Origin of the sequence: Lacinutrix neustonica (genome assembly GCF_026625145.1) — a bacterium.
GTDB lineage: Bacteria > Bacteroidota > Bacteroidia > Flavobacteriales > Flavobacteriaceae > Lacinutrix > Lacinutrix neustonica.
On record NZ_CP113088.1, the window covers coordinates 3,873,774 to 3,899,073 of the forward strand.

Here is a 25,300-nt window from a genome sequence, read left to right on the forward strand (position 1 = left end):
AAAATCTATTTAATTGAAAAGACTTCCAAATTTAAACCCCTTGCGCTTTGTTTTAGCGTTTTTGGTTTTAATCTTCCACTTGCCACAATTATCTCAAAATCAAGGTTTACCATATTACAATGTCTTTCCCATCTTTCATAAGGGCACTGAAGCAGTGTACATGTTCTTTGTTTTAAGTGGTTTTTTGATAATAAGTCAAATTTATAAGGCTCAGGTAAACAGTACTTTTTCAGTTAAGAATTTCTATGCACGACGTGCCCTACGAATTCTTCCGCTATATTTTTTAATTGTGAGCTTTGGTTTGCTATTTTATAACATTGTGCTGCCAGTTTTAGGGATGCCTTTCGAAGTTAATTACGAAGTTAAAGATCTGGCACTCCTTTTAGTATTTCCCAATGTTTTTAGCACGCTATTTAAACCTGGAGGGATTTTAGAAATTTTGTGGTCTATAGGCATAGAAGAGCAATTCTACCTCATGATTGCACCCTTAATGCTGCTCATTAAGAATACGAGAGTAGTTCGAGTATTGGTATTCATTACCGTTTTATATTTTTTAATTTTTCACTTCGATTTTTTCTATGTGCTCAGGCGTTTTCAATGCGTTTACTTCTTTATCCTTTCAGGGGGTATTATAGCGCTTTTGGAAACCCAACAAAAGTTAACCTTTTTAAAAAAATCAAAAGCAATACCACTATTAATAGTGGTATTGACCCTTTTTTATTTTTTTACCAATTGGTTACAATTCGATTCTATTATCATTTATAATTTGGTTACTGCCATAGTATTTAGTTTGTTTATTCATACAATAAGCTTTAACACACAGGGGTTTGTAATAAAAAATAAGGGGCTTAATTATTTAGGAACTATTTCTTATGGCATTTATATGTATCATGTGATAGTGCTCAATGCTATGGTTTTCTTATTTTTGCAATTGAAGAAAATGATTGTAATTAATGATGTTTTAACGATAGTTTTACTGAATGTATTGACCTTATTTTTCACTATCTTATTAGCACATTTTTCTTATAATTATTTTGAAACTTATTTTCTAAAATTAAAAAATAAATACAGATAAATGACACTCATAAAATCTATATCAGGCATCCGTGGAACTATTGGCGGAGCAGTGGGAGAAAACCTAACTCCAATTGATGCAGTAAAATTTGCTTCAGCCTATGGAACATGGCTTAAAACACAACGTAACAAACAAGATTACCGTGTTGTGGTTGGTCGGGACGCACGTATTTACGGCGAAATGATTCAGAATCTAGTAATGAATACGCTCGTAGGTTTAGGTATTCATGTTATAGATCCGGGATTGTCTACAACACCAACGGTTGAAATTGCAGTACCCATGGAGTATGCAGATGGAGGTATTATTTTAACAGCAAGTCATAACCCGAAACAATGGAATGCTTTAAAGTTGTTAAATGCAAAAGGGGAGTTTTTGGATGCTGAAGAAGGTGCTAAAATTTTAGAGATCGCTGAAAGTGATGCGATGCAATTTGCAGACGTCGACGCTTTAGGGAAAATAACAAAAAATCAAGCCTACATAGATTTGCATATCGATCATGTTATGGGTTTAGAATATGTAAACAAAGAAGCAATTGAAGCTGCTAATTTTAAAGTGGTTGTCGACGGTGTTAATTCTACAGGAGGTATTGCTATTCCTTTGTTGTTAGAACGTTTAGGTGTGCACCCTGTGAAGTTATATTGTGAACCGAATGGTCATTTCCCACATAATCCAGAACCTTTAAAAGAACATTTAGGCGACTTATCTAACGAAGTGAAAAAACACCAGGCAGATTTTGGAATTGTAGTCGATCCGGATGTTGATCGGTTGGCTTTTATGGATGAAAACGGTGAGATGTTTGGCGAAGAGTATACTTTAGTGGCTTGTGCAGATTACGTGTTGAGTAAGAATCCTGGGAATACTGTGAGCAATATGAGTTCCACGCGAGCCTTACGAGATGTTACAGAAAAGCATGGAGGAAGCTATGAAGCGAGTGCTGTTGGAGAAGTCAATGTAGTGTCATTGATGAAAAAGAACAACGCCGTAATAGGAGGAGAGGGTAATGGAGGGATTATCTATCCCGCATCGCATTATGGCCGAGATGCTTTAGTTGGAGTGGCCTTATTTTTGAGCTTGTTAGCAGAAAAGCAGCTGTCTGTTAGTGAATTACGCAAAACCTATACCAGCTACTTTATGAGTAAAAAGAAAATTGCATTAACTCCAGAAATTGATGTTGATGCGATTTTAAAAGCGATGGAGGCAAAATATGCAGGTGAAAAGTTAACCACTATTGATGGTGTTAAAATAGACTTTGCAGAAAGCTGGGCACATTTGAGAAAAAGCAACACCGAACCCATCATTAGGATTTATACAGAAGCGAAATTACAAGAATTAGCAGATGATTTGGCAGATAAAATAATTTCTGAAATTAAAGAGATAGCGAGCATTTAGTACTTAATTGGCATACTTATAGCGATATGATTACATCAAAAGCACGAGCAAGACATTCAGAATTAGAACAGTATTTTTCTAAGTTTAGAAAGCATATTATAGGTATTGATCAGGAGTTTGAATCGCCCTATGGGAAGCAAAAAATGATTTATACAGATTGGACGGCTTACGGGCGTTTGTACCGTCCAATTGAAGATAAAATCACGAATCAATTCGGGCCTTTTGTTGCCAATACACATACAGAAACAACCGTTTCCGGTACCGCCATGACCAATGCGTATCATAAAGCACGTCACATTATTAAAGGCCACGTAAATGCTAATGCAGATGATGTACTCATAGTAGCAGGTAACGGGATGACTAGCGTTGTAAACAAATTTCAACGTATTCTAGGTTTAAAAATTCCCGAAAACATACGTAAATATGCAAACATTCCGGACGAGATTCGTCCCGTAGTTTTTGTCACACATATGGAACACCACTCGAACCATACCTCTTGGTTGGAAACCATGGCAAAAGTAGAAGTGATTCCAGCAGGGGAGGATGGATTATTTAGTTTAAAAAATTTAGAAATTCTTTTAGAAGAATATAAAGACTGTACTATTAAGATCGCTTCGGTAATTGGAGGCAGTAATGTCACGGGCATTCAAACACCATATCATGAAATTGCAAAACTCATGCATAAAAATGGAGGGGTTTGTTTTGTGGATTTCGCATGTTCTGCACCTTATGTAGATATGAATATGCATCCTGAAAATGAGGAGGAGTCTTTAGATGCTATCTTCTTTTCACCTCATAAATTCTTAGGAGGGCCTGGTACTTCGGGGGTGTTGGTTTTTAACAAGAAATTGTACAAGAATATGATCCCTGATTGCCCTGGCGGAGGTACCGTTTCATGGACTAATCCATGGGGTGAACACAAATATATCGACAGTATTGAAGATCGTGAAGATGGTGGAACACCAGGGTTTTTACAAACCATAAAAACGGCTTTAGCAATAAAGCTTAAAGACCAAATGTGTGTAAAAAACATACTGGATCGTGAGCATGAATTGTTACATTTAATTTTTAAAAATCTTTCGAATGTAGACAATATAAAGATTCTTGCTCCAAATCATAAAGATAGGTTAGGGGTGCTCTCCTTTTATATTGAAGACTTACATTTTAATTTAGGTGTAAAATTGTTGAACGATCGTTTTGGGATACAAACACGTGGCGGTTGTAGTTGTGCGGGTACTTATGGGCACTATTTGCTTAATGTAGATCGCGAAAAATCGAATGCCTTAACTTGTGAAATCACCTCGGGCGATTTAACTCATAAACCGGGATGGATTCGTCTATCAATTCATCCAACAACTACCTGTGACGAAATAGATTATGTCTGTGACAGTTTAATAGCTTTGGCAGTAAACCATGAAGACTGGGCTAAAGATTACGACTACAATAAAGCGAATAATGAGTTTGTACATAAACACTTTATCCCGAAGCATGATATGCGTGTAAGTGACTGGTTCGAGTTGCAATAATAAACTCAATAATGTTACGCGATACGTATAGAATTATACACAACATAATTAACTACCATCGATTAAATCATAGTCTCTTTAATCTATTAATAATTATTAATGGTTTTGTTATTTGAACCCAGTCATTATTTAAATTCAGCTGGAATTTTATCCCGATGCTTCCAGCGTTTATGCGTCCACAAATAATATTCAGGAGCGTCATGTATTTGTTGTTCTACTAATGTTATAAATTCGTCAGTTATATCATAGTTTTTCACTGTATTAGGATACTCAGATAGCATTTTAAAGGAAACTTCATAAAAACCACGCTTCACTTTCCTTACAGCGAAATAAACGACAGACATGTCTAATCTTTTAGCGAGCATTTCAGCGCCAGTGTGTATTGGTACCTTAATACCCATAAATTCATTCCAGTGGTGCGCTTTCTCGAGTTTAGGTGATTGATCGGAAATAAAACCATTAATCGTTAAAATATCTTTTTCTTTTAAATCAGTAAGCACCGGGATCGTTTCTTTGGTCGTAATTAAATACGAATTGTATCGCGCGCGAATGCGCTTTACTAATGCATCAAAGTACTTGTTTGATAAACGTTTATAAACAGCGTTTCCTCTAGATTTTATATATGTTTGAAGAATAAAAATCCATTCCCAACTGGCATAATGAGCACACATTAAAATAGTACTTCTGTTTTTGGCTTCAATATTATGTATGATGTCAAGATTGGTGAACACATAGCGTTTTTTCATTTCGGCCTCTGAAATGGTCATCGATTTTATAGATTCAACGACCATATCACATAAATGATGGTAAAATTTTCCGGTAATTTCTTGTATCTCCTCGGACGATTTTTCTCGGATAAACTAATCTTAAATTTTGTTTCACTACGCGCTTTCTATATTTAAAAACACGATAGATAAGTATGAAAATAAAATCTGAAAAAGCATATAATAACCTAAATGGGAGGATAGAAATGAGCCATAAAAAAGGATAAATTAAAATGTAAGCTAAAAATTGCATGGTTTGTTTTATGTTTTTAAACGACAAAGATATAGTATATTTTCACTGCATAAAATTATTATAAATTAATGTAAGAAGTAAAGGGGTGTGCTTTTCTTTTTAAATACCTTTACTGCCAAATATTAATATTTATGGGTAGTGTAAATACGGTAACAATTGTTTTAATAATCGCTAATGTTCTCATGTCATTAAAAGGATTTAATGACTTTTCTTTTTTTGAAAAATACAAATTTAATGTTGGCGCCATTGCGCGCGGCGAAAAATATAGAATGCTGACCTCCGGTTTTTTGCATACTAACCGAGATGCATTTATTTATGAACATGTTTGGATTGTATTTGTTTTCTAATCAGGTAATAAGTGGGGTGGGAGAAATAGGCTATATAATTGTATATTTTGCAAGCTTAATAGCAGGAAGCTTATTGTCGTTTTATTTTCATAAAAATGAATACCACTATACGGCGGTGGGAGCAAGTGGGGCTGTTACAGGTGTTTTGTATTCAGCTATTTTATTAGGACCTGAATTGAAATATTATTTCATGTTTTTACCGTCTCATATAGGGACTATAGATTTAGGAATTAAAGGGTATCTCCTAGGTATAGGATATTTGCTATATACCATTTATGCTATGAAAAAGAAATCGGATAACATTGGTCATGATGCACACTTTGGAGGAGCTGTTGGAGGGTATGTTTTAACCATTGCTATGGCTTCTTGGTTATTAACAGACAACCTGTTAATAACAGCCTTGCTAGCCGCTCCAATAATCATATTATTTGTGATGAGAAAAACAGGGAAAATATAAAAAATCTCCACTAAACTTCATGTTTCAAGACTTTCTTAATTAAGTAGTTTTGCTATTTTTTCTTCTAATGCCTCTCCTCTTAAATTCTTAGCGACGAGCTTTCCATTAGCTTCTAAAATAAAGGTCGCAGGTATAGAGCGAACACCATATAGCAAAGCTATAGGATCTTGCCACCCTTTAAGATTTGACATTTGAGGCCACGGCAATTCGTCTTTTTCAATGGCCTTTATCCATGGTTCTTTTTGATTTTCTTTATCAAGTGAGACACCAATAATTTCTAAGCCTTTACTGTGGTATTTATTATACATTTTTACCAAATTAGGATTTTCTTTTCTGCAGGGCCCACACCATGAAGCCCAAAAATCTATAAGGGTCACTTTTGCCTTTATATCATTTAGAGATAAGGTTTTGCCTTACGGAGTTAGTCCGGAGAAATTTGGCGCTTGTCGCCCTAGTGGTATGTCGTTTACAGCAGTGGTGGCTTTCTCTTCATTTTCTATATAATAAAGAACAGCTTTTGCTGAACGCGTTTTTTTAATGGCATCTCGGTAGAAGGTGATACAATTCATTAGCTTCATTTTTAGTTATTATTTTACCAATAGTCAAGCGCTCTAAAGTGAAGGCAGCAAAACCACTATTTGGATGATCTTTTATAAAGTTCACGTCATGTATATTGGCTGCTTTTTTTAAGCTGTCATAAGAGATGTTTATTTCTTTTAATATAGATTGGTCTTGAGTAGTTGATTGATTAAGTCTAAAACGACTCATTAAACGATCATTAACATCACGAAAAGGCTTTCTGCTTTTTAAATAAGTCTTAATTAAATCGTTTTCTTTACTTCCGGAAATGGAAGACGCCGCTAAGCTGTCTATGTATACATCTATTGCTATGTTGGAATTTTCAAGTATTATAGGTAGAGTGCCATTAACATCTTGAATTTGAATGTAATATATGTCGGGGGATTCAACGCTTCCTGTGAATGAAAACTTCCCATCAATTATAGTGGTAGAATCGATAAGTGTTCGCTTTCCATTTTCCCGTCTTAAAACCTCTACCTTTTTGTTATTAGCTGAAGGATCAATCGTTGCAATTAATTCATAAGCCGATTTTTCTTTTTTACAAGCAAAAGCCAATAAAATAATACTTATTAGAGCAATTTTTTTTATCATGGTTTTAATTTTAATTGACAACAAATATAAAAGATAAAATTGGTTTAGAATTAATTTTGGAATAACCTTTAGAGTTTTATCCACATTCATTTTATTACATTTGTACTATGATTTATAACGATACCATAGTTGCCTTGGCAACAGCTTCGGGAGCAGGCGCAGTTGCGATTATTCGATTATCAGGAAAAGAAGCAATTGCTATTGCAGATAGCACCTTTAAGTCTGTAAAATCAAATAAATCTCTTAAAGATCAAAAAACACATACCATACATTTAGGTCATGTTGTTGATGACAAAAGGATTATAGATGAGGTACTGGTCTCTGTTTTTAAAAACCCCAATTCTTATACTGGAGAGAATGTTATCGAAATTTCTTGTCATGGCTCAATATATATCCAACAGGAAATCATCCAGTTATTTCTTAGAAATGGCTGCAGAATGGCCAATGCAGGAGAATTTACTTTACGGGCGTTTTTAAATGGCAAGCTAGATTTAAGTCAGGCAGAAGCGGTTGCTGATTTGATATCTAGTGATAATGAAGCATCTCATCAAATTGCAATGCAGCAAATGCGAGGTGGGTTTTCTTCAGAAATAGCAAAGTTGAGAGAAGAACTCATGAACTTTGCGTCTTTAATAGAATTGGAACTCGACTTTGCAGAGGAAGATGTTGAATTTGCAGATCGCACTCAGTTTAAAGCATTAATAGAACGTATTTCATTTGTATTAAAGCGATTAATAGATTCGTTCGCCGTTGGTAATGTGATAAAAAATGGAATCCCTGTGGCTATAGTTGGCGAGCCAAATGTTGGAAAGTCAACATTGCTTAATGCGCTTTTAAATGAAGAGCGCGCTATAGTAAGCAGTATAGCGGGAACCACTCGCGACACGATTGAAGATGAATTGGTGATTGAGGGTATTGGTTTTCGTTTTATAGATACAGCAGGTATTCGTGAAACGAAAGATATTGTTGAGAGTATTGGTATAAAAAGGACGTTTGAGAAAATGGAACAGGCGCAAGTCGTTGTGTTGTTATTTTCTGCAGAGGAATTCAAAATTGAATCGGAGAGACTAAAAATTGAAATTGAAAAGATAAAGAATAGGTTTCCATTAAAGCCTTTGGTAATTATCGCAAATAAGGTGGATACTTTGAATGATTCCGAATTAAAGAAATTACAATCTGAATTTGAAAATCTTCACCTACTATCTGCCAAAACGGGATTAGGAGTAGAAACACTTAAACAAAAACTAATAGGGTTTGTAAATACAGGAGCGTTAAGAAACAATGAAACAATCGTTACTAATACACGACATTATGATTCACTTCTAAAAGCTTTTGAAGAAGTTGCTAAGGTTAAATATGGGTTGCAAACGGCGATTTCAGGTGATTTGCTAGCTATCGATATTCGTCAAGCCTTGTATCATTTTGGAGAAATTACTGGTGAGATCACCAGTGATGATTTACTGGGGAATATTTTTGCTAATTTTTGCATCGGGAAGTAGAAAGAAGTCATTATTATGGTTTTTTTTTCTGTTCCATATCCTTACAAACACTTTGATTATAGACGATTATATTTTTTTGATTTACTCATTAGGTCCTTTTGAGTATGTTATTTTCTATTAACAGTATTAAAACTCAAAATTGCCGTTTTAAAAAGGTGTGTAAATATCGACGAAACAACCTGTTTATAGGATTATCTAAAACCCTTCATTTTTCACATTAAAAACATGTAATTTCGACTTAATTTATTCTAATGCAATATGTTAAATGATTTCAAAGCATCGACTAAAAGCATAAAAAACCTCGTTGTAATGTTAAAAAATGGGGTGAAATACAAAAAATATTAACAATATATTTGTATGTCTTAATTATTTGTATAGATTTGCTATCTAAAGGATTAATTAAAAACTTACACATTATGAAAATGAAACCTACCCTTTTTATTATTGTTTTTTTGCTAATAACCAGTTTTGGTTTTTCTCAAAATGAGCTGTCTATTATTAGTGGGAAAGTAGGTATTTCAAAATATCACGACCGCGACGAATTAGACCAAATGCAAAAAGGACAATTGTTAACGTTATATATAGAACGCATAGAAGTGATAGTTAAGATACTACCAAATATCGCCTTTGCTACTATGCCAGGAGTAACTATGTCTTCATTGGGGATTCCGGATACAAAAGATCATAGGAAGGCGCTAGAGGATCAACATGAGGCAACTTCTAATTATTTTACAAACACGCTGGAGTTTCAAAATAAAATTTTACCATATTCTGATAAATCAAATTTAATTGCAGCGATTTTGTTTTATGAGGAAACTTTAAAATCCTTACACACGTACCGAGAGTTTAACTAATCTCTAGTTTTAACGTATTGATGTTTGCGCATCGTAAAAGTTCTACAAATAAACTTTTAATATGTTATACTAGTTATAAATAGTATAATTAAATAATTGATTTGATGTAGTTTAACATGTTATTTCTCATATAAATAACAAAATTAATCCCGTAATTTAATTAAATAATAGAATAATAACCCCCTCTCTTATAAGTCAAACATGAACGAAAAATACTACAAACATAATAAAAAGATGGATTTCATCGATTTTATTTGCATTTCATAGTATTTTATTATATGTTTGGAAAGATATTAGAATGAATTTAATTACTTATGAAAAATTTAACCCAAATTATAGGCCTGGCTTTTTTATTAATCACTAGTGTGAATGCGCAACAGGAAAAGGGCATAACAGGAAACGAAAACTGGCTAGACTCTTGGACAGAGTTTAAACCTAAAACCGAGGATTACGGTGAACCGACTCAAATCTTAACGGGTAATATTACTCAAGATATGAAATTAACAAAGCGAGACACCTATTTATTAGTAGGTAGTGTTTTTGTTACCGATAGTACAACACTTACTATTGAACCTGGCACGGTTATTATTGGTGATTTCACTACTAATGGATCGTTAACCATAAGTAAAGGAGCAACATTAATGGCGGAAGGCTCAGAAACAGATCCTATTATTTTTACTTCTAATCGAAGTGTTAAAAAAGAAGGAGACTGGGGTGGTTTGTTTTTACTTGGAGATGCGCCTATAAATAAATTTGGAAATGCCTCTGCGGTAGATTATGGTTTAAAACCTGCTTCTTTTCAGTATACAAGTTATGGTGGTGATAATATCAAAAGTAATTACGGTGTATTAAAGTATGTAAGAATAGAATATGCAGGCAGAAGAACTAGAGATCACGGGTATTTTAATGGTCTTACTTTAGCGGGGGTAGGTAAAGCTACAGTGGTTGAGAACGTAATGATAAGTTATTGTGGTGGAAATTCTGTACAGGTATTGGGTGGTGCTGTTGATTTGAAAAAAATGGTTTCTTATAAATCAAAAGGTAATGATTATGCCTTTAACTATGGTGCTCAATGTAATATTGTAAACTCCTTAGCGGTGCGATCTCCTTATGTGTCAGGCGTTAATGGTTCACGATCTTTGTTTGTTGCCTCTTATGAAAGAAAAGAAGAAGTGGATTTTAGTAAAAAAGGAACCGTGGTTAAAGCTCAAAACTTAACCTTGGTTAATATTACTAAAGATTTACAAAAAGACATTAAAATAGGTTTAGTGGATGAGGCGATATATATCGCTAATAATTCTTCTTTAGATATTACGCAAAGTGTGATCTCAGGATATAATCCAGCAGTTTTACTAGATAGAAGTATAATTATAAATAGTGAAAATTTAGATAAAATAAAATTCAGTAAAATGTATTTCAATAATTGTAATGGAAATATTTTTACAGAAAACAATTCAAATAATGAAGATTTAGAGAACTGGTATGGTAATAGTGCTTTTTTCAATGTATACCGAGAAGACTTCAGACTCAGAAACATTCATAGACCCTAACAATTCTAGAAATCCTGATTTTAGATTAAGAATTAACAAAATCGTGGCCTCTAGTGAGGATTAGAATACTAACTTTTCTTTTTCTTTAATTAATAATAATCTTGGGTGTTACTCTATTAAGCCATTAGGATACTAATTATTTTGTATTAGAAGGTGATTTTATAATAAAACATAAAATGAAGCATTATAGAAATAATATCTACAAAATAATGGTGTATGCAGAAAATTACCATTTCAAATAAAGTTTTTATAGGATTGTGTTTTTTTGTTCTATTTTTTACAAAACAGATACAAGCTCAAATATCTATAGGTACCCCGACATACGGTTTTACTCAGGCATGTGCAAGCAACTCTTTTAATACTTATAATACCACATTCTCCTTTACAAATGAAGGTAATTTAGGTCCTACGAATCAATTTTCGATTTTTTTATCAGATGCGAACGGCGATTTCACAAATTCTACGACGCCTATTTTTACTTCGGCAGCAGGAGCAGTAACAACCTCTTCGGCTACTTTAACTTTTTCTTTACCAACAGATACTGCTGGAGAAGGATACAGAATAAAAATTAAAAGTTCAGATCCGGTTGCTTCTAGTCCGGGTTCGGCATCCTTTGCAGCCTATTATAAAATTCAGGACAGTCCGTTTTCTATCAATAATTTGGTGTCTACTGGCGCCTATTGTAATGGAGGAGAATATATTTTATCAATAGATAATCCAGGAACCGGTGAAAATGATTCACCGTTAAATTATCCGTCGCTAACATTTAAGTGGTTTAGAGAAACTGGTCCTACGACTTCGGTACCGGTGGGAGGTAATGGTCCTACGCTGTCCGTAACCCAGCCTGGCACTTATTTTGTAGAGACAGATTATGGTACCTGTACTTCTAACTCATTTTCAAATCGTGTTACGGTGAGTGAAGCTGTTTCCGGAGAAGCAACAGCAACGATCTCTTCAAGTCTAGGTAATCCCTATTGTCCAGATCAAGGCTTAACAACTTTAAGTACTATAGCAGGAAACAGTTACCAATGGTTTGTGGATGGTGTACCTATTCCTGATGCTATAAATCAGTCATATCAAACCGATCAATCTGGAACGTTTTCAGTAATAGTTGATTTAGGAAACTGTCAAGCTTCGGGTTCAATAGATTTAGTTAGCCAGGGCTTTACAAGTAGTATAGACGTTTTGGAAGAGAATGAAATCGACATCGAATCGGGAGAGACCTTAGTCGCTACCGTGACAACAACAGCTACAAACCCCGAATTTATATGGTATTTTAATGATGCAATTATTTCAGGAGCTACAACAAATAGTTATGAAGCTACAGAACTAGGGAATTATAGAGTTGAGATTACGCAAACAACAGGCTGTGTCGTGACAAACGAATTTGTGTTTTCGGTTAATGTCCCCTTTAATCCATTTCCTGAAGTGGCAAACATACCCAATCTTATAAGCCCAAATGGGGACGGTATTAATGATAAATGGGTTATACCACAAGATTATGTTAGTGGAACAGATTCTGAAATTACAATAATGAACAATCACGGGAAAGTCGTTTTTAATACTAAGGATTATCAAAATGATTGGCCTCAAGAAGAAATAAACTTAACCAGTATAAATAAAGTGTACTATTACATTATTACTACCCCGGATAAAGAACCCGAAAAAGGGTCCATATCTATAGTCAAATAGAATGAAATTAATTTTAGCCATACTCCTACTTATCTGTACTACACAGACCCTCCATGCCCAAGATGATGGTGTGGTAGCGCTTGCTCTCCCAGTAAGAAATTCATTAAAATTTAATAGATACGCAATCAATCCTACATTTAGTTTTGTAAGAGAACAAAACACTTATATAAATATCTCTAATAAAAGAGAGTGGGTTCAATTTGAGAACGCACCGAAACGTATCTCGTTGGTTACTCCGGGAGATTTAGAGAGAATATTGGAGTGGGTATTGGTCTGTTTCAACAAAAATATGGCGTTCTAAACACCTTTGGTGGTCTTTTGAACTTTGCATACAACGTGAACCTTCAAACAGATAGTAATTTAACTTTTGGTTTAAATGTTGGGTTCTACAAAAGTGGTATTAACAGTGGCGCTGTAGTAACAAATGATCCGAGAACCTTCATTAGAGACCATCCCTTCAAATTCATTGCTCACCATTAATCCTGGATTAAATTATGGTACTGCATTTTTAGATTTTGGTTTATCTGTAAATAATTTGGTACTCTATAATATTACGTCTTCAGCAATGATTGAAGAGAATCCAGAGCAAGCCATTCAGGCGCACATTATGTACACTGGATATATGGATACTCGTGGCTTTTTTGATGAAAGCAAGTTTTCAGGTTTAGTGAAGTCAGAGTTTAAAAAAGACATTACCGTATTATCCGGAATAGCCATGTTAACCGTTCCTAAAGGTATTTGGGCTCAAGTAGGTTATAACACCTTATATGGAGCTTCTGCTGGGTTAGGGGTTAATTTAAGTACTAATATAGCTATAGAGTATAATTTTGAGAAATCCATTGGTGACTTAGCGTTGTTTGGTACTTCGCATGAGATTACATTAGCCTACAAGTTTAAAAGTAAAAAGAATTATTTTTATAGTGGAGATGACGATGATGTGGCCATTTTTACGCGCTCTAAAAGAGCAAAACGTAAAAGAGCAGCAGTTTCAAAACCAAGACTTGACGCTCAGGCCGAACAGAATTAGCTGAAGCAAGAGCTCAAGAAATTGCAGAGAAAAGAGCGCAGGCACAACTCGCTATCGAAGCCGGAATACAAGAAAGAGCAGAGGCTAAAGAAAAAATTAGATTGGCTGCTGAGGAAAAAGCGAAAGAGAGAGCAGATAGATTATCACAAAACACCGAACAAACCGATATTGAGGCACAAGCGAAAGCAGATGCTGAAGAACAAGCCCGTTTAGCAGCATTAGCAAAAGCTGAAGCCGATGTGCAAGCACGAATTGCAGCGGCAGAAGCGAAAGCGAAAGCCGACGCAGAAGAGCAAGCTAGATTAGCAGCACAAGCCAAAGCGAATGGAGATGCTCAAGAGCAAGCTAGATTAGCAGCCCAAGCGAATGCAAATGCACAAGCACAAGAACAAGCACGATTAGCCGCATTAGCAAATGCAGAAGCCCAAGCGGAAGCAGATGCAGAAGAACAAGCACGATTGGCAGCACAAGCCAAAGCAAATGCAGAAGCACAAGAACAAGCACGACTAGCAGCATTAGCGCAAGCGGAAGCCGATGAGCAAGCACGAATAGCGGCAGCAGAAGCCCAAGCGAAAGCAGACGCAGAAGAACAAGCACGACTGGCAGCACAAGCCCAAGCGAATGCAGAGTCTCAAGAACAAGCACGATTAGCAGCATTAGCAAAAGCCGAAGCCGATGAGCAAGCACGAATAGCGGCAGCAGAAGCCCAAGCGAAAGCAGACGCAGAAGAACAAGCACGACTGGCAGCACAAGCCCAAGCGAATGCAGAGGCTCAAGAACAAGCACGATTAGCAGCATTAGCAAAAGCCGAAGCTGATGAGCAAGCACGTATTGCGGCAGCAGAAGCCCAAGCGCAAGCCGACGCAGAAGAACAAGCGCGATTGGCAGCACAAGCCAAAGCAAATGCAGAAGCACAAGAGCAAGCACGATTAGCAGCACTAGCAAAAGCAGAAGCTGATGAGCAAGCACGTATCGCAGCAGCAGAAGCAAAAGCGCAAGCCGACGCAGAAGAACAAGCGCGATTAGCAGCCCAAGCCAAAGCAAATGCAGAGGCCCAAGAGCAAGCGCGATTAGCAGCACTGGCAAAAGCCGAAGCCGAGGAACAAGTACGAATTGCAGCAGCAGAAGCCCAAGCGAAAGCCGACGCAGAAGAGCAAGCACGATTAGCAGCACAAGCGAAAGCAAATGCAGACGCACAAGAGCAAGCACGATTAGCAGCCCAAGCGAAAGCGGAAGCCGAGGAACAAGCACGAATCGCTGCAGCAGAAGCTAAGGCCAAGGCTGAAGCTGATGAAAAGGCCGGATTGGCGGCCATAGCAAAAGCAAAGGCAGATGAGCAAGAACAAGCCGGATTAGCAGAAATAGCTAAAGCAGAAGCAGAAGCCCGGGCTAAAGCAGATGCCGAAGAGCAAGATAGATTGGCAAAATTAGCTGAAGAAGAAGCAATAGCAGCAGCTGCAGCAGCGAAAGCGAAAGCAGAAGCCGATGAGAACGCTAGATTAGCAGCTTTAGCTAAGGCCAAAGCAGATGCGGAAGATAAAGAGAAACTCGCAGCTAATGCCACAGATGAAATAGCGAAGTCAATGAAGCGATTAGCAGAGTCTACTAAAGAAACTGAGAAAACTCAACAAGATTTATTGGCACGCTTAAATGACATTACGGAGAGTAAAGAACAAGACTTGAAGGATTTAAAAGAAGAAAATGATTTGAGTGAAAAAGGAATTTTTAGAGCTCCTAAACCATTTAAGAGTGTTTCTGCTGAAAATAGAAAATTAGAAGCTTTACAGTCTGAACTCGATAACGTTATTAATGATCAAAATAAACGCATTGCAGAATTAGAAGCATTATATAATGACAGACTGAAAAAAGTAAAAGATAAAAATGATCCAACAAACCAGTACTATAGAAATGCTATTGCAACATTAAAAGCAGAGCAATCAGAAGCTGTACGATCGCGGGCAAGGCTATTATCTACAATAGAAGAAATTAAAGTAGCCACAGAAATTGAAAAAAAGAGAAGAATAAAACGTGCCTCGTATGATGATGAAGAAGATAGATATAAAGAAGATAAAGAGACATTGCAGATGATTAAGGAGATGACACCAGTAAGTAGTGTACCTTTAAAAGCTGAAATGTTTAATTTTGGAGAAGAACAAAGTAATAATATCCAGATTCTAAAAAATATTAAAAACGAAGAAAATGGATTCTATATGGTGTTGGCTGTTCATGGCGATGATACCAATAGAGATACTTTTTTACAAACAGTAGTGGCTGCAGGTGTGTCTAGTATTGATTTCTTCTTCGACGTTAAAACGAATAAGTATTATATATATCATCAGAAATTTAACAGTTTACAGGAAGCCAATACGGCATTAAAAGCGAAAGGCAGTAAGCCTTATAATGGAAAAATGTCGATCGTTAAAATTGAAAATTAGAAATTAGAAATATAAAAATTGATTAATCCAAATAACCATTTTTTTACAACGCCCCTTAATTGTAAAATGGAATTATAAATATTAACATTATGAAAAGATCTACTTATTTTAAATTAGCTCTCACAATTTCATTCCTATTTATAGGACTCCAGTCTTATGCGCAAAGTGTCCCTTTTGTTCCTGAATTTGATCAGGATGTAAAAGGAGATATTTTACTGATAGGAAATAATATTTTAGGACCGAGACAATAATGCATTCAATGATCCCACTGTGTTCAATCACAGGGTCGATATGCGATATATTGATATTGATGGGGATGCCTCTACGTTTAGCTCATCGAGTGCAGACTTGGAAGTTCCTAATCCCAATTGTTATGATATTGTGTATGCCGCATTATATTGGGGCGCCGTTGAAGCGGGGTCAGCACCAAGTAACACTGTGAAATTTAAAGGGCCTATTGGTGGTTATAATGACATAACGGGAACAGTAATATACGATCAACCAACCACGCCAGTTGGTCAAAGTTTTCCTTACGCTTATTACGCGGATGTCACTGGAATTGTAGCTGGTTTCACAAATAGTTTAGGGACCTATACGGTTGCAAATGTGTCAAGTAGAGAAGGCGAGTCTGCCACATTTAACCCTTACAATGGTACTGGTCTATCTGCAGGATGGTCGCTTTTTGTAGTGTATGAAGATCCAACACTTCCTGGTAAATCTATTACAAGTTTTAATGGCTTTGAAGTTATTCGAGCCGTTACTGGAGATGTTGATGTCGATGTCGATGGATTTAGAACCATCCCTACAGGCCCTGTAAGAGCTAATTTTGCTTTTGCAGCCCTAGAAGGCGATAGTCCAATTGTTGGAGACCGTTTAAGACTTAATGGTACAAGTTTATCAACTGTAGATCGTCCAGCCAATAATTTCTTTAATAGTTCGGTTACTCAATTAAATGCTTTACCTGTTAATAATAGAGTACCAAACAGTTCAAACACTTTAGGTTTTGATACCGGTATCATTGCTGTTCCAAATCCAGGGAATACGGTTATTAATAATGGTGATACCTCTGCAGTAGTTACACTAGAAACCTCCGGTGATACATATTTTCAATATTTCTTCGCCTTTGCCGTTGAAATTATTGAACCAAATGTTGTTCTTACTAAAATTGTTGAAGATGACTTAGGAAATGATGTTGGTGGCGAGACGGTAGGTTTGGGACAATCCTTAAATTATGTCATTGGTTTCCAAAATACAGGTAATGATGATGCAACGAATACAATCATTCGAGATGTATTACCTATAAATATTAATTTTAATTATCCTACTGATTTAATTTTACCACCAGGTGTTTCAGTGGTGAGCTACAATCCGGCTACAAGAGAAATTATTCTTAGTATTGCAGATTATTTGGTAGAGCAAGGTGATCCAGTTTACGAAATACGTATAGAGACAGAAGTCGTACAGTCCTGTAGTTTGCTGTCCGATGCGTGTTCAAACACGATTAATAATCAGGCGTTTGTTACCTATCAAGGTACAGATAACCCTGACTTCACTATTTCAGATGATCCTAGTTTTAGTACCAATACGGGATGTTTAATCATCCCTCAAGCGACAAACTTTTTAGCAGATCTTGACGATTGTGTGTTTACACAAAACGAAATTCTATGTGGTGCGAGCTTAGATATCACCGCAGGAAGTGGTTATGATAGTTATTCATGGTCTACAAGCCCCTCAGGAACCCCAGTTATTGGTACCACACAAACCATTACAGTAACGAGTCCCGGGACATATTATTCGTTTAATACCGCCGTAGCCCCTTGTCAATCCATAGAGCAGGAATTTATAGTTTCAAATTTTGGAAACACGGTAAATAACCCAGTGATTCCTTATGCAGACGAGGTGGTTACCTGCCCTAATGATGGAAAACAGTTGCCAAATATTTACTTGTGTGGCGCGAATGACTCTACCTTTATAGAAACCGGTATCTCCGATGCCTCTTCAATAATGCGGGAACAATTAGATGAGTCTAGTTGTACAGCTGTTGTAAATAGTGATTGTGCCAATGAAGATAATACCTGTGTCCGGAACCAAGTAGGAACCGGTGCAGATTTTCCGGCCAATACCTCAGGCCAATTTCGTTTAACATTAAATTATTACGGAGGTTGTTTTAATCAGTTTTATTTTAATGTTTATCAAAACCTATTAGCACCCGCTGTTACGTCAACCGATATCATTTGTACCACACCAGGGAGTATCACTGTTACAGGAGTCCCTAACGGTTATGAATATAGTTTAGATGGGACGACTTATCAAAGCAGCAATGTCTTTTCAATTACCGCTGCGGGCACTTATACGGCTTATATTAGACAAACAGGAGTTGCCACAAATCCATGTATTTTCACAGTACCGAGATATTCAAATTAGAGTTAGAGATTTTACAGTTTCTACGATAATTACCCAACCCCTTTGTAATGGGGATTTAGGGAACATACAATTGGCCGCTAATGATGTTGAGCCACAATATTTCTTTTCGATATATCAAGGCGCAACCTTAGTGAACAGTGTTGGTCCTATAACCGAGAACAATTATACTTTTGGGAATTTAAACCCAGGCACTTATACCGTAAATGTAGGGACGGAAGATGGCTGTACTTTTACAGACGATGTTGAAATTATTGAGCCGCCTTTATTAACTGCGACGTCTGCTCTTACCATTCCATTAACGTGTAACGATGGAGAGATTACGGTTTATCCAGTAGGAGGTACGGCCCCTTATTTTTACTTTGTCAATAGTACGACAGATTTTCAAACGGTACCGAGAAATAGTAGTTACAGCAGCAGGTGTTTATGACATTACTGTAGTGGATTCTAATAACTGTGTAGCGACCACTTCTATTACAGTATCAGCTACACCGGCACCAGGAGTATACTGTAAGCAGTACAGATATTTTATGTTCAGACACACCCGATAGTGGCAGCATCACTATTAATGTGACCAATGCGAACGGAAATAGTTTAGCTTATAGTATAGATGGGGGAACAACTTTTTCAAATAGCCCTGTTTTTACGGGTCTTACCGCAGGTAATTATGATGTAGTAGTAGAATATACTTTGGGAAGTAGTGCCGCTTGTACTACGGTCCCTCAAACGATCACCATCGCTGGCGCGAGCCCAATAACGGGGACTGCGACATTAACGACGCCTTATACTTGTACAACTAATGGTACAATTACCGTTACAGGTGTCTCTCGGAGGATTATCGCCTTATAGTTATAGTATTGATGGGGTGACCTTTCAAGGCAGTAATACCTTTACCGGGTTAACAGCTGGTACGTATACCATTACTGTGCAAGATGCAAATAGTTGTACGGCAATTGTAGGAACAATCACCATAGACCCCTTAGATCCTCCAACAGATTTAACCTTTAGTAGCACGGCCTTAACGTGTCCTTCGAACACCTCAGATGTGACTTTGACAGCCACAGGAGGTAGCCCAACATTAGAATACCAAATTATAGCACCGGCAGGAGCTGCAACGCCTTACCAAAGCTCAAATGTTTTCACAGGTCTTGCACCAGGGACCTATACGTTTCAGGTGAATGATGGGAATGCTTGTACGTATAGCGAGTCTTATACTATAACGGCATTACCAGCCTTAACGGTCGTGGGTCAAACCCTAAATGACATTACTTGTTTTGGAGATTTAGATGGTTCTGTTGAATTTACAGTTTCAGGATCTACAGGATTTACTTATACGGTAAATGGAGGAACCAGTACAGCAGGGACCTCACCGAAGTTTTAACAGGATTAGGTGCCGGCACTTACACTATTGTAGTTACCGATACGGCTACCAATTGTGATGCGACTACTACATTAACAGTAAATGCACCGGCAGCAGCCTTAGCAGTAACAACAACCGCGAGCCCAATCACTTGTTCGGCCAACGGAAGTGTTGTTATTAACGCCACAGGAGGATGGGGCAGTTATATGTACAGTCTAACGTTACCGGATAGTAGCACCATACCAGCGCAAAGCAGTAATACTTTTACGAATTTAACCCAAGCAGGGACTTATACGGCAACCGTTGTAGATGCGAATGGTTGTACAGAGACAGATACGTTTGATTTAATACCACCACCAGCGCTATCAGCGTCTATAGATACCACATCAGACTTATGTTATGATGCTACTAATGGAGCAACCATTGAGGTTACAGCCTCAGGGGGTGTAACACCTTATGAATACAATATTAATGGCAGCGCCTTTCAAACGAGTAATATTTTTACGAATGTTGTACCAGGAAACTATACAATAATAGTAAGAGATGCTTACGGCTGTGAAGTGACTTTAGCGACGCAAACCATAGAGCCGCAGTTAACTCTAAGTACCGTATTAACGAAAGATTTAGATTGTACGGCGACACCGGATGCGGTGATCACAGGAACCACTTCAGGAGGGTATGCGCCTTATACTTATGAAGTAGATGTAAATGGAGGGGGGTATACAACATTTGTACCAGGCAGTTCACCATTTACTTACACCACAAGTACGGCAGGGACGTACCAGTTTCAAGTAACAGATGCTCAGGGTTGTATAGCAGAGTCAGGAATCACGACTATTGCACCAATCACGAATCCAACAGCCACAGCGACTTCGGTAGATCCTTTATGTTTTAATGGGACTAATGGGGAAGTACAATTATTTGGATCAGGAGGTTCAGGCGGTTATACTTTTAGTTTTGATGGCAGTGGGTTTACAAGCCAGTCGTTATACACAAATTTAAGTGCTACTGTTTCTTATACGTATCAAGTACAAGATAGTAATGCGTGTTTATCACCTGTGTATACTATTACTTTAAATAACCCAACAGAGGTAGAGGCTTCCGCGTCTATCCCTGCTAATACGACCTGTAGTGCTACCACTGTTATTACAGTAACGGCTACTGGTGGTACGGGAAGTTATGGCTATAGTTTTGAAGGCGGCGCTTATTCTAGTACGTCGACTTATACAGTAACTAATACAACTACAACACAAACCATTACCTATTCAGTAAGAGATGCTAATGGTTGTATAGATACAGAAACGATAGATATTCCGCCTTACGATCCAGTAACTGGCATGAGTTTTTCAGATTCGAATGTGATTACTTGTAATGACACCACAACAGATGTTACAGTAACGCCTACAGGAGGCGTGGCACCCTTTGGGTTTGTAATTACTGCTCCAGGAGCAGCTACGGGTAATACCACTGGTGCTACTACAGGTGTTTTCACAGGATTGACCCCAGGGAATTATACCTTTGAGATTACAGATGCTAATGGTTGTACCATTAGTGCCTCTCATAGTATTGCACCAGCAACAAACATTGTAGTTTCCGGCACAGGTAGTGATGAAGTATGTTTTGGAGCAGCAGATGGCCAGGCTATTTTCACGATCACCGATGTGAGTAGTCCTGGGAATTATACATTTAGTATTGCACCCGCTTCAGGCACAGCCACTCAAGCAGGAGATGTGGTTACTGTTACCAGTCTAGCAGGAGGAACCTATACGATTAATATTACAGATATAACAACAGGTTGTGTAGATTCAGCGTCAGTGACTATTACTGCAGCCACACAAATTACCTTTACCGCCTCGGCAACCAATGTAAACTGTAATAACCCAATTTCAACAATTAGTTTCCCAACCTTATCAGGAGGAACTCCAGGATATACCTATGCTTATGTTACTTCCGGCAGTCCAGCTCCAGCGCTAGGGGCTTATAGTAACAGTACCACAGTAGACACCTCTGTTCTAGGATTAACTATAGATGTGTATGTAAAAGACACTAACGACTGTGTGGTTATGACCCCACTAAGTATTATTAGCGATCCTACACCAACAGTGACCCTTAGTGTTGATAACCAATGTACGGCGTCCGGTAGCAATTATACCATTACCGCTTCCGGAGGTTCAGGAGTAGCACCATATACCTATAGTATAGATGGCACTAATTTTCAATCAAGTGGTACATTTACCGTAGCGGCAGGAACGTATACGGTGACGGTTAGAGATGCCAATGGCTGTACAGCAGTGAGCAATACGGTAACCGTTAGTCCTCAGTTGACCTTAAATACTGTTATTACTAAAGATTTAGATTGTACAGCATCCCCGGATGCCATTATAACAGGAACCATTAACGGAGGTTTAGCACCATTTACCTACTCCGTATCAATAAATAGTGGAGCCTATACTGCTCAGGGAGCGACAGGTTCTCCATTTACTTATAATACATCAAGTGCAGGAACCTACCAGTTTCAAGTTACCGATGCCAATGGATGTACTGCAGAATCGGCTGTAAATACAATAGTTGCTCTAGTTCCAGTAACCACGGCAAATACCTTTGTAGAGCCAACTTGTAATGGCGATACCAATGGCTCTATAACATTAACAGCTACAGCTGGCGAAGCGCCTTTTACTTACAGTATAGATGGCGGTACTACTTTTGTATCCTCTAATGTATTTGGAGGCTTAAGTGCAGGCACTTATAACTATGTAGTAAGAGATAATAAACAATGTGAGGATTCGGAAGTATTACTCTAACAGATCCAGCCCCTATTAGCGTTACCATAGTAAGAAATGCAATACAATGTAATGCCAATATACCGGGTAGTTTAGATATTACTATTGATTCAGGTGGCGTGGCCCCTTATACTTATAGTTTATACGATAATACAAACACTCAAGTAGGAGCTAGCGTTACAACAGCCTCGACCACACATACGTTCTCCTGGTTTATCTTTTGGAGATTACTACGTGACTATAGTTGACGCTAATGGTTGTGATTATAGAAGTAGTGTACAACGTATAGAGACACCACCAAATATTAGTTTAACGAGTAATACCAGTACAGGAACTTGTGCCACAGGAGCAGAAGTTACTATTGATGTTGTTACTGGAGCACCTAATTTCACGTATTCTATATTTGGACAACCCCTAACGGCAGTTGGACCAACACCAGCGACATCTCACACTTTTACGGGATTAGAGCATGGTACGACGTATTTGTTTCAGGTTGAAGATGCAGGAAATTGTTTTTCAGTAATTGAAGTCACGACACCAACAATATCAGCGATCAATATTTCAGCTTTAACAACAACAGATGTTGCTTGTAATGGCGATAGTACAGGAGCGGTTGATTTTACGGTCTCAGATTATGATGCCTCAGTAACCGCATTATATTATGAAGTTCGCGATCAATTAACGAACCTTCCAATAGCACCACCAGTAAACGGCACGTTTGTAGGTTTAACAGGCGCTCCTGCCAGTGGAACTATCACAGGATTAGCAGCTGGTAATTATACATTGTTTGTAGAAGAGACCAATGGTACTTTATGTTCGGCCTCACAGGCTTTCCAAATTACAGAACCTATTCAAGCGCTTAGTGCTTCGGTTACCGATAATGTGAATGCGAATTGTAATACCGGAGCTCAAGTGACTATTACAGCAACAGGAGGCACAGGCCCTTATCAATACGCTTATGCGCCTTCACCTACTGTACCAACAGTTTTCAATGGCAATAATGTTCTTAATTTAGACCCTGCTATAGCGACCAATTGGGACATTATCGTTAGAGACGCTAATGGATGTGAATTCCCACTTTCGGTAATAATTGCAGAAGATGCAGTACCAACAATAGATCCAGTAGCTTCACAATGTTATGTGGGATCCCCTTTAAATGTTACCCTATCAGGGACGACTTATAATGGAACGGCTACTTATAGTACAGGAGGTCCATTTCAAACCAGTCCAAACTTTACAATAACAACACCAGGGACTTATACCTTTAGCATCCGAGACGATAATGGATGTGTGGCAACAACACCTTATGTTGTTAATGACCAACTGATATTAAGTGCAGCTTTAACTAAGGATTTAGATTGTACAGCAAGCCCTGATGCTACTATTACATTAACAGCAACAGGCGGAGATTCTTCGTATACGTATGAAGTGTCGACCGATGGTGGTGCGACCTATAGCCCAATGGGTTCTAATGTGTATACCGCTACTACTGCGGGTACCTACACTTTTAGAGTGACAGATGGTGCTGGATGTGAAGACATAACAACATATGTTCTAGATCCAATAGAAGCCATTGTATTTACCACCACTGAAACTAACGTTAGTTGTAATGGCGGAAGTGATGGTAGTATTACTGTAAATGTCACTGGTGGCGTTGGACCTTTCCAATACCAATTGGATAGCGGCGCTTTACAAAACTCAAATGTATTTACAGGCTTGTCACAAGGGACGACCTATATTATAACTGTTACCGATGCTAAATCATGTACCCTAGCAAGTGCACCAATAACCATAAGTGAACCAACCGTATTAACGGCTTCAGAGACATTATCTGTAAATACAACTTGTGATGTAGAGACGATCATCACGGTATTAGGACAAGATGGAACGCCTACAGGCAGTGGTACTGGTTACTATTATAATTTTAATGGTACAGGGTTTACCACTACCAATACCTACACGGTTAATAATAATGGCAGCATTCAAACGGTTAATTATATTGTTAGAGATGCTAATGGTTGTGAAGTAACAGGTTCAGTAAACGTAGATCCATTAGATCCACCTACAGACTTAGACTTTAGTGCCACAGCAATCACCTGTTTAGTGACTACTAGTGATGTGACTTTAACAGCAACCAATGGTGTTGCCCCGTTAAGTTATGAAATTCTATCACCAGCCAGTGCAATAACAAGTAATACAACAGGTGTTTTCACAGGCTTACCAGCAGACGATTATATGTTCCAAGTTACCGATGGTAATGGGTGTACTTATCAAGAGTTATATACTGTTGCAGACGTTGAAAATATTGCAGTTACTGGTGCATTAATTAGCGATGTGACATGTAATCCAGGGGCGAATGGGGAAGTTTTATTTACTATTTCCAACTTTGCAGGTACTTATAGTTATTCTATAAATGGCGCTCCAACAGTAACAGGGCAATCAAGTCCAACAGTGACGGTCTCAGGATTAACAGGACCAAGCACGCAGACGATATTGGTTACCGATGAAACTACTGGTTGTAGCGCGACAACCTCTGTAGATGTTTCACAACCAGCAGCCTTAGGATTAACATTAGATACCAATATTAATGCGACCTGTAATATGGGCGCTCAAGTAAGTGTTACGGCTTCGGAGGTATTACTCCATATGCATACTCTTTTGTAGTAAGCGGTAGTCCAGCAGGACCTTACTCGTCTTCTAA

General features: G+C 37.7%; 22 protein-coding genes and 2 pseudogenes. 19 read left to right on the top strand and 5 right to left on the bottom strand.

Annotated features, from left to right (window positions below; genetic code table 11):
- Positions 1–13: 13 nt before the first annotated feature.
- The 3 genes from N7U66_RS20990 to N7U66_RS21000 are packed head-to-tail and all read left to right on the top strand — an operon-like array spanning position 14 to position 3,990.
- On the top strand, positions 14–1,075 hold the full coding sequence (locus N7U66_RS20990; protein WP_267676794.1) for an acyltransferase family protein: 1,062 nt from the start codon (positions 14–16) through the stop codon (positions 1,073–1,075).
- Entirely contained in the window at positions 1,076–2,464 is a 1,389-nt protein-coding gene (gene glmM / locus N7U66_RS20995) for a phosphoglucosamine mutase (protein WP_267676795.1), read from the top strand.
- A gap of 26 nt (positions 2,465–2,490) precedes the next feature.
- Positions 2,491–3,990 (top strand): aminotransferase class V-fold PLP-dependent enzyme, encoded by a 1,500-nt coding sequence (locus N7U66_RS21000; protein WP_267676796.1) that lies wholly within the window; start codon positions 2,491–2,493, stop codon positions 3,988–3,990.
- A gap of 125 nt (positions 3,991–4,115) precedes the next feature.
- Here N7U66_RS21000 and N7U66_RS21005 read toward each other — a convergent pair whose 3' ends face one another.
- Positions 4,116–4,781 carry a lysophospholipid acyltransferase family protein gene (locus N7U66_RS21005; protein ID WP_313791335.1) on the bottom strand — a complete coding sequence of 222 codons (666 nt, stop codon included), beginning with the start codon at positions 4,779–4,781 and terminating at the stop codon, positions 4,116–4,118.
- A gap of 541 nt (positions 4,782–5,322) precedes the next feature.
- Here N7U66_RS21005 and N7U66_RS21010 point away from each other — a divergent pair.
- Positions 5,323–5,811 (top strand): rhomboid family intramembrane serine protease, encoded by a 489-nt coding sequence (locus N7U66_RS21010; RefSeq protein WP_313791336.1) that lies wholly within the window; start codon positions 5,323–5,325, stop codon positions 5,809–5,811.
- 35 nt (positions 5,812–5,846) lie between these two features.
- Here the strand turns inward: N7U66_RS21010 and N7U66_RS21015 are convergent.
- The 3 genes and pseudogenes from N7U66_RS21015 to N7U66_RS21025 all read right to left on the bottom strand — a co-directional run.
- A pseudogene (locus tag N7U66_RS21015) lies at positions 5,847–6,212 on the bottom strand (peroxiredoxin family protein); the annotation flags it as partial.
- A gap of 12 nt (positions 6,213–6,224) precedes the next feature.
- A complete protein-coding gene (locus N7U66_RS21020) occupies positions 6,225–6,380 on the bottom strand; it encodes a hypothetical protein (protein ID WP_267676797.1) in 156 nt (51 codons plus the stop codon).
- Positions 6,346–6,981: a DUF4369 domain-containing protein gene (locus tag N7U66_RS21025; RefSeq protein ID WP_267676798.1), complete on the bottom strand. Its 636-nt coding sequence runs from the start codon at positions 6,979–6,981 to the stop codon at positions 6,346–6,348. Before N7U66_RS21025 ends, N7U66_RS21020 begins: the two co-directional genes overlap by 35 nt.
- Positions 6,982–7,088: 107 nt before the next feature.
- Between N7U66_RS21025 and mnmE the strand changes: the two genes are divergently transcribed.
- From mnmE to N7U66_RS21085, 12 genes and pseudogenes are all read left to right on the top strand, one after another.
- Complete coding sequence (mnmE, locus tag N7U66_RS21030) at positions 7,089–8,480, top strand: tRNA uridine-5-carboxymethylaminomethyl(34) synthesis GTPase MnmE (RefSeq protein WP_267676799.1); 1,392 nt, start codon at positions 7,089–7,091, stop codon at positions 8,478–8,480.
- A gap of 416 nt (positions 8,481–8,896) precedes the next feature.
- A complete protein-coding gene (locus N7U66_RS21035) occupies positions 8,897–9,334 on the top strand; it encodes a hypothetical protein (protein ID WP_267676800.1) in 438 nt (145 codons plus the stop codon).
- Between the two features lie 314 nt (positions 9,335–9,648).
- Positions 9,649–10,884 carry a hypothetical protein gene (locus N7U66_RS21040; protein ID WP_313791337.1) on the top strand — a complete coding sequence of 412 codons (1,236 nt, stop codon included), beginning with the start codon at positions 9,649–9,651 and terminating at the stop codon, positions 10,882–10,884.
- A gap of 216 nt (positions 10,885–11,100) precedes the next feature.
- Complete coding sequence (locus N7U66_RS21045; RefSeq protein WP_267676801.1) at positions 11,101–12,576, top strand: T9SS type B sorting domain-containing protein; 1,476 nt, start codon at positions 11,101–11,103, stop codon at positions 12,574–12,576.
- A 1-nt stretch (position 12,577) separates the two neighbouring features.
- Positions 12,578–13,056, top strand: a pseudogene (locus N7U66_RS21050) (PorP/SprF family type IX secretion system membrane protein).
- The gene (locus N7U66_RS21055) at positions 13,001–13,603 is read left to right on the top strand and encodes a type IX secretion system membrane protein PorP/SprF (protein ID WP_267676802.1); all 603 of its coding nucleotides are present in this window, start codon (positions 13,001–13,003) and stop codon (positions 13,601–13,603) included. The pseudogene N7U66_RS21050 and the gene N7U66_RS21055 overlap by 56 nt, the downstream one beginning before the upstream one ends.
- Positions 13,604–13,704: 101 nt before the next feature.
- Positions 13,705–16,038 carry a coiled-coil domain-containing protein gene (locus N7U66_RS21060; RefSeq protein WP_267676803.1) on the top strand — a complete coding sequence of 778 codons (2,334 nt, stop codon included), beginning with the start codon at positions 13,705–13,707 and terminating at the stop codon, positions 16,036–16,038.
- Between the two features lie 89 nt (positions 16,039–16,127).
- On the top strand, positions 16,128–16,289 hold the full coding sequence (locus N7U66_RS21065; RefSeq protein WP_267676804.1) for a hypothetical protein: 162 nt from the start codon (positions 16,128–16,130) through the stop codon (positions 16,287–16,289).
- A 40-nt stretch (positions 16,290–16,329) separates the two neighbouring features.
- A complete protein-coding gene (locus N7U66_RS21070) occupies positions 16,330–18,462 on the top strand; it encodes a hypothetical protein (RefSeq protein ID WP_267676805.1) in 2,133 nt (710 codons plus the stop codon).
- Complete coding sequence (locus tag N7U66_RS21075) at positions 18,416–18,889, top strand: hypothetical protein (RefSeq protein WP_267676806.1); 474 nt, start codon at positions 18,416–18,418, stop codon at positions 18,887–18,889. Before N7U66_RS21070 ends, N7U66_RS21075 begins: the two co-directional genes overlap by 47 nt.
- 140 nt (positions 18,890–19,029) lie before the next feature.
- Complete coding sequence (locus N7U66_RS21080) at positions 19,030–19,308, top strand: hypothetical protein (protein WP_267676807.1); 279 nt, start codon at positions 19,030–19,032, stop codon at positions 19,306–19,308.
- Positions 19,259–19,840 carry a hypothetical protein gene (locus N7U66_RS21085; protein ID WP_267676808.1) on the top strand — a complete coding sequence of 194 codons (582 nt, stop codon included), beginning with the start codon at positions 19,259–19,261 and terminating at the stop codon, positions 19,838–19,840. Before N7U66_RS21080 ends, N7U66_RS21085 begins: the two co-directional genes overlap by 50 nt.
- A gap of 19 nt (positions 19,841–19,859) precedes the next feature.
- On the opposite strand, the gene N7U66_RS21090 is transcribed toward N7U66_RS21085, so the two are convergent.
- Entirely contained in the window at positions 19,860–20,006 is a 147-nt protein-coding gene (locus tag N7U66_RS21090; RefSeq protein WP_267676809.1) for a hypothetical protein, read from the bottom strand.
- Here N7U66_RS21090 and N7U66_RS21095 point away from each other — a divergent pair.
- The 3 genes from N7U66_RS21095 to N7U66_RS21100 are packed head-to-tail and all read left to right on the top strand — an operon-like array spanning position 19,966 to position 25,263.
- On the top strand, positions 19,966–22,620 hold the full coding sequence (locus N7U66_RS21095) for a beta strand repeat-containing protein (protein ID WP_390886668.1): 2,655 nt from the start codon (positions 19,966–19,968) through the stop codon (positions 22,618–22,620). The two genes, N7U66_RS21090 and N7U66_RS21095, sit on opposite strands and share 41 nt — an antisense overlap.
- Positions 22,621–22,679: 59 nt before the next feature.
- Positions 22,680–22,847, top strand: a complete 168-nt coding sequence (locus tag N7U66_RS22775) for a hypothetical protein (RefSeq protein WP_390886669.1) — start codon at positions 22,680–22,682, stop codon at positions 22,845–22,847.
- A complete protein-coding gene (locus tag N7U66_RS21100) occupies positions 22,834–25,263 on the top strand; it encodes a SprB repeat-containing protein (protein ID WP_267676811.1) in 2,430 nt (809 codons plus the stop codon). The genes N7U66_RS22775 and N7U66_RS21100 overlap by 14 nt, the downstream gene beginning before the upstream one ends.
- The last annotated feature ends 37 nt before the right edge of the window (positions 25,264–25,300 follow it).

What these genes read in the sequence shown, in the direction of transcription:
- glmM (WP_267676795.1), top strand. Translation starts at nt 1,076, where the DNA reads ATGACACTCATAAAATCTATATCAGGCATCCGTGGAACTATTGGCGGA.
- N7U66_RS21000 (WP_267676796.1), top strand. Translation starts at nt 2,491, where the DNA reads ATGATTACATCAAAAGCACGAGCAAGACATTCAGAATTAGAACAGTAT.
- N7U66_RS21005 (WP_313791335.1), bottom strand. Translation starts at nt 4,781, where the DNA reads ATGGTCGTTGAATCTATAAAATCGATGACCATTTCAGAGGCCGAAATG.
- N7U66_RS21010 (WP_313791336.1), top strand. Translation starts at nt 5,323, where the DNA reads ATGAACATGTTTGGATTGTATTTGTTTTCTAATCAGGTAATAAGTGGG.
- N7U66_RS21020 (WP_267676797.1), bottom strand. Translation starts at nt 6,380, where the DNA reads ATGAATTGTATCACCTTCTACCGAGATGCCATTAAAAAAACGCGTTCA.
- N7U66_RS21025 (WP_267676798.1), bottom strand. Translation starts at nt 6,981, where the DNA reads ATGATAAAAAAAATTGCTCTAATAAGTATTATTTTATTGGCTTTTGCT.
- mnmE (WP_267676799.1), top strand. Translation starts at nt 7,089, where the DNA reads ATGATTTATAACGATACCATAGTTGCCTTGGCAACAGCTTCGGGAGCA.
- N7U66_RS21035 (WP_267676800.1), top strand. Translation starts at nt 8,897, where the DNA reads ATGAAAATGAAACCTACCCTTTTTATTATTGTTTTTTTGCTAATAACC.
- N7U66_RS21040 (WP_313791337.1), top strand. Translation starts at nt 9,649, where the DNA reads ATGAAAAATTTAACCCAAATTATAGGCCTGGCTTTTTTATTAATCACT.
- N7U66_RS21045 (WP_267676801.1), top strand. Translation starts at nt 11,101, where the DNA reads ATGCAGAAAATTACCATTTCAAATAAAGTTTTTATAGGATTGTGTTTT.
- N7U66_RS21055 (WP_267676802.1), top strand. Translation starts at nt 13,001, where the DNA reads ATGATCCGAGAACCTTCATTAGAGACCATCCCTTCAAATTCATTGCTC.
- N7U66_RS21065 (WP_267676804.1), top strand. Translation starts at nt 16,128, where the DNA reads ATGAAAAGATCTACTTATTTTAAATTAGCTCTCACAATTTCATTCCTA.
- N7U66_RS21070 (WP_267676805.1), top strand. Translation starts at nt 16,330, where the DNA reads ATGCGATATATTGATATTGATGGGGATGCCTCTACGTTTAGCTCATCG.
- N7U66_RS21085 (WP_267676808.1), top strand. Translation starts at nt 19,259, where the DNA reads ATGGTACAATTACCGTTACAGGTGTCTCTCGGAGGATTATCGCCTTAT.